Raw genomic sequence first — 5475 nt, 5'->3', positions numbered from 1 at the left:
ACGCTCAAGGGAAATGCCGACTAAAGTATCAGCTTTTACGCCTAATTTCCGCAGATAATGGGCTAGTTGATTAGCACGACAATTTAACTCATTGTAGGTTAATTGTTGCTGGGAACAGACCACCGCTACCGCATCGGGTGTACGTTTTACCTGTTCCTCAAATAATTGATGAATACACTTATACTCAGGATAGTCAACTTGAGTATTATTCCACTCAATTAATAACTGATTAGTCTCACTTTCTGTCAGTAAGGGTAATTGGGAAATCCGCGCTTGAGGATTGGCCACAATTCCCCCTAATAAGTTGAGAAAATGCCCTGATAATCGCTCAATAGTGCTACTCTCAAACAAATCAGTATTATATTCCCAGATACCTTTTAAGCCATCATCGTTGTTAACCATAGCCAAGGTTAAATCAAACTTAGCTGTAGTATTTTCTGGAGGCAAATCTGTCACCGTTAATCCCGTCATTGCAATCTCAGACTTGGGTGTATTTTGCAGGACAAAAGCGACTTGAAATAGGGGAGTATGGCTCAAATCCCGTTCCGGTTGCAACGCTTCGACTAACATTTCAAAGGGTAAGTCTTGATGCGCGTAAGCATCCATTGTCACTTCCCGAACACGGGTTAATAACTGACTAAAACTCGGATTATCTGATAAATCCGTCCGCATCACTAAAGTATTAACAAAGAAGCCGATTAAACCCTCAATTTCACCGCGATTACGATTAGCGATGGGAGTTCCTACTAAAATATCATTTGACCCTGTATAACGATACAATAAAGCATCAAAAGCAGCCAACAGCGTCATAAATAATGTCACCCCTTGTTGGCGACTCAATTCATTCAAAGCTTGGCTAAGTTTGGGGGAAAGGGAAAATTCTTGCTGAGTACCGACAAAGCTTTGCACCGCAGGTCGAGGGTGGTCTGTGGGAAGAGATAATAAAGGGGGTGCAGCTGTTAGTTGATTTTGCCAGTAATTTAATTGACTTTGTAGGACATCCCCTTGTAACCATTGTTTTTGCCAAACTGCAAAATCTGCATACTGAATCGGTAAAGGAGCTAAATTTGCGGGATGATTTTGAGTGTAAGCATTATATAAGCTGGTCAATTCGTGAATAAATACTTCGATTGACCAACCATCACTAATAATGTGGTGCATACACACTAATAAGAGATGTTCCGTCTCCGATAGCACCACTAAAGTGATTCTGATTAAGGATTCTTTGGCTAAATCAAAGGGTTGAGTGGCTTGTTTTTGCTTTAATTGCTGTGTTTTTTCTGCTTGCTCCTGGATGGGTAAATCTTGTAAATCAACGACCGATATTGTCTCCCTTCTTGTTTGAATAATCTGAGTCGGTTGTCCATTAATCGTGACAAAATTAGTCCGTAATACTTCATGGCGATTACAGATTTCTAGTAAACTTTGTTCTAAGGCCTTTTGATTGAGGTTGCCTCGGAAATGCAACACCATCGGTATATTGTATAAAGCGCTATTTGGTTGCAATTGATCTAAAAACCATAAACGCTGTTGAGCAAAAGATAGAGGTAATTCTGTATCCTTAGTTCTCGGTAAAATCGGGGGTACTGTTAGCGTGAGATTTTGCTGCTGTAATTGTCCAATAAGATGCGCTAATTCGGCTACCGTAGCTGCACCAAATAAACTCCGCAAAGGTAGTTCTATTTTAAATAAACTCCGAACCCGGGAGACTAATTGAGTTGCGAGGAGAGAATGGCCGCCAATTTCAAAGAAATTATCATAAATTCCCACTTGCTCTATTTTGAGTATTTCTGTCCAAATTTGCACCAAAATCTCTTCAATTCCATTGCGTGGTGCTACATATTGATCCCGGCGATTTCCTATTTTATCTGGTGCGGGTAAAGCGCGACGATCTACCTTACGATTAGTAGTAAGGGGTAAAGATTCCAGAAAAACAAAAGCTTGAGGAACCATATACAAAGGCAATTTACTGGACAGAAACTGACGCAGTTCACTAATCATCGGTATCCGTTCATAATGAGCTACTATGTAGGCGACTAAATATTTATCCCCCGGAGTATCTTCCCGAATAATCACACAAGATGTTTGTACATCAATATTTTGGTTAAGTACCGCTTCAATTTCTCCTAACTCAATACGGAATCCGCGAATTTTAACCTGATTGTCAATCCGGCCAAAACATTCAATATTACCATCGGGTAAATAACGCGCTAAATCTCCCGTTTTATACAAACGATTGAACGGTGAATGAGCAAAGGGATTGTCAATAAATTTTTCAGCAGTTAATTCGGGACGATTCAGATAACCCCGCGCTAAACGAACACCGCATAAATGCAATTCTCCCTTAACTCCAATGGGTACAGGTTGCAGATTTTGATCCAAGATATATGCTTTGGTATTAGCAATAGGACGACCAATCAGCACTGAATTGATTTTTTCTGACTGATAATCTAGCAAGTCATGAACTATGGCGGTGACAGACGCTTCTGTGGGGCCATAGACGTTAATACATTCAACCCGTTTCCCGACCATTTGTCGCCAAATATTGACGGTTTCTGGTAACACTGCATCCCCTCCCACGGCGACAACTCGCAGACTTGATGGTACAGTAGCTAATGATTGGGAAACGGCGATTGCCCATTCATGCCAATAGGCGGGGGTAATATTTAAAACGGTGAGGCTTTCTTGTTCGATAAAATCGGCAAAATCAGTCAAAGTTGCGAACATTTGCCCCGGTCTTAAAACCACTGTGCCACCTTTTAACCAGGTGGGAAAAATTTCTTCAGCAGCGACATCAAAGCCAAAGGAAGCAAACTGTAAAACGCGATCAGATTCTGTTAAACCGAATACTTCACTAATGCCCCAACTATGATTAACTAAAGCTGCGTGAGTTAACATCACTCCTTTAGGTTTACCTGTGGAACCAGATGTATATAATAGGCATAGTAGATTTTCTGGAACCACTTCACTGAGGGGATTTTCTGGACTTTGAACTGTCAATTTTTCAGCTAATTTATCTAAGACAATTACCCCCACATCTTCTACTGGCAAAGAATCGAGTAAACTTTCTTGAGTTAGCAGTAGAGAAATTTGGGCATCTTCTGCCATATAAGTCAACCGTTGCTGAGGATAATCTGGGTCTAAAGGTATATAGGCTCCCCCAGCTTTGAGAACTGCTAATAATCCGACAATAACTAACAGTGACCGCTCTAGATAAATGCCGACTAAAACTTCTGAATTTACCCCCAAAGATTGTAAATAATGGGCTAATTGATTCGCCTGAATATTTAATTCTTGATAGGTTAATTCTTGACCTTCAAATACCACTGCTACTGCAGCCGGTGTTCGTGATGCTTGTTCTTCAAATAAATGATGAATACACTGATGGAAAGGATATGCTTTTTCGGTAGCATTCCAGTCTAGTAATAATTCTTTTGCCTCGAATTCGGTTAATAATGGTAGTTGGAAAATTGGCTGCTGCGGGTTAACAACCAATGCTTCTAGTAGGGTGATGAAATTTCCTGTTAATCGCTCAATGGTGCTGCGATCAAATAAATCGGTATTATATTCCCATACCCCTTTTAATTCTGCACCGGTATTCTCCATCGCCAGGGTTAGATCAAATTTGGCGGTGTCATTTTCTGTGGTGAGGGGAGTGGCGGTTAAGTCTATTAGTTCTAAGGGAGATGGGGGACTATTTTGCAGCAGAAAATCCACTTGAAATAAAGGCGCGTGACTTAAATCTCGTTCAGGTTGTAGGGCCCCTACCAACATTTCAAAGGGCAAATCTTGATGAGCATAGGCATCCATTGCCATTTCTCGTACTCGACCTAATAACTGATTAAAATTGGGTTTACCTGACAAGTCAATTCGCAAAACCAAAGTATTGACAAAAAAGCCGATTAACCCTTCAATTTCCCTGCGATTACGGTTAGCAATGGGAGTACCAATTAAGATGTCTTCCTGTTCTGTATAACGGTAAAGTAAGACAGCATAAGCTGTTAACAGGGTCATAAATAAGGTGACACCCTGTTCCTGGGTTAATTGGGTCAGTTTTTCGGTTAATTCCCAAGAAAGGCTAAAGGGTAAATGTCCCCCAGCAAAACTTTGTTGATTGGGTCGAGGTCTATCTGTTGGTAAAGATAGAAGGGCCGGTGCGTCTGCTAACTGTTTTTGCCAGTAGTCTAGTTGCTGTTGCAATACCTCTCCCTGTAGCCATTGTCTTTGCCAAAGGGTAAAATCTCCATACTGGATAGATAGGGGATTGAGAGGCGAAGATAAACCCTGAATATAAGCATTATAGAGGGCGGTTAGTTCCTGAATAAATACCCCCATTGACCAGCCATCACTGACAATGTGGTGCATACAGACTAATAAGAGATGTTCCGTTTCAGATAACACCACTAAAGTGATTCTGATTAAGGGTTCACCAGCTAAGTCAAAGGGTTGAATCGCTTGATTTTTTGCTAACTCTTGGGAGGAAATTGCTTTTTCACTACCAGATAAATGCTGTAAATCCACAACCGTAACTGTCCAGGTTCGTGCTTGTATAACCTGGGTAGGGATACCATCAACGGTAATAAAGTTGGTGCGTAAAGCTTCATGGCGATCACAAATTTGTTCTAAACTCTGGATTAAGATTTCTGAGTTCAGGTTTCCCTCTAAACGCAAGGCTAGGGGGATATTATAGAAAGAACTATTCGACTCAAATTCAGCCAAAAACCAGAGACGAGTCTGAGCAAAAGATAGGGGTAATTCTGCTGTTTTGTCCCTGGGTAAAATCGGCAGTTCAGTTAGTTGTTCTCCTTCGGAAAGCCGTTTTATTTCTTGGGACAATTCGGCTATTGTCGGTGCAACAAATAACTCGCGTAAGGGCATTTCTACCTGAAAAGCCTCACGGATGCGCGAAATTAGTTGCGTTGCTAATAATGAATGTCCGCCTAACTCAAAGAAGTTGTCGTGAATCCCCACCTGTGCAACTTTTAATACTTTTGCCCAAATCGAGGATAATATCTCTTCAATGGGGTTACGCGGCGCAATATACTGCTCTTGGCTTTGGAATTCGGGAGCCGGTAAAGCACGATGATCGATCTTACCATTGGGCGTTAAGGGTAGGGATTCCAAAATGACAAAGGCACTAGGAATCATATACTCTGGTAACTTGGCTTTCAGGAATTGCCGCAGTTCAGTAACATTAAGCGAATTTTCCTCTTTTGGGGCGGAAATAATCTCTATTTGGGGAATAATATAGGCGACTAAACGTTTCTGATTTGTCTCATCTTCTTGGGCAATCACAACAGCCGTTTTTACCGCACTGTGCTGACTAAGAACGGTTTCAATTTCTCCCAATTCAATGCGGAAGCCACGCAGTTTTACCTGATTGTCAATCCGTCCTAAATATTCGATTTTACCATCGGGTAAATAACGGGCTAAGTCTCCCGTTTTATATAATTTTGACGGCTCATTGCCCCCCTT

At 41.3% G+C, this 5475-nt stretch carries 1 protein-coding gene; it reads right to left on the bottom strand.

From position 1 onward, the window contains the following. Positions 1-5475, bottom strand: a 5475-nt coding sequence (locus IM509_RS08520) for a non-ribosomal peptide synthetase (RefSeq protein WP_272079383.1), incomplete at both ends; no start/stop codon positions are given.

The organism is Microcystis sp. M31BS1, from assembly GCF_020245285.1.
GTDB classification, from domain to species: Bacteria; Cyanobacteriota; Cyanobacteriia; order Cyanobacteriales; family Microcystaceae; genus Microcystis; species Microcystis panniformis.
This window is presented reverse-complemented; position numbering and strand designations above follow the sequence as displayed.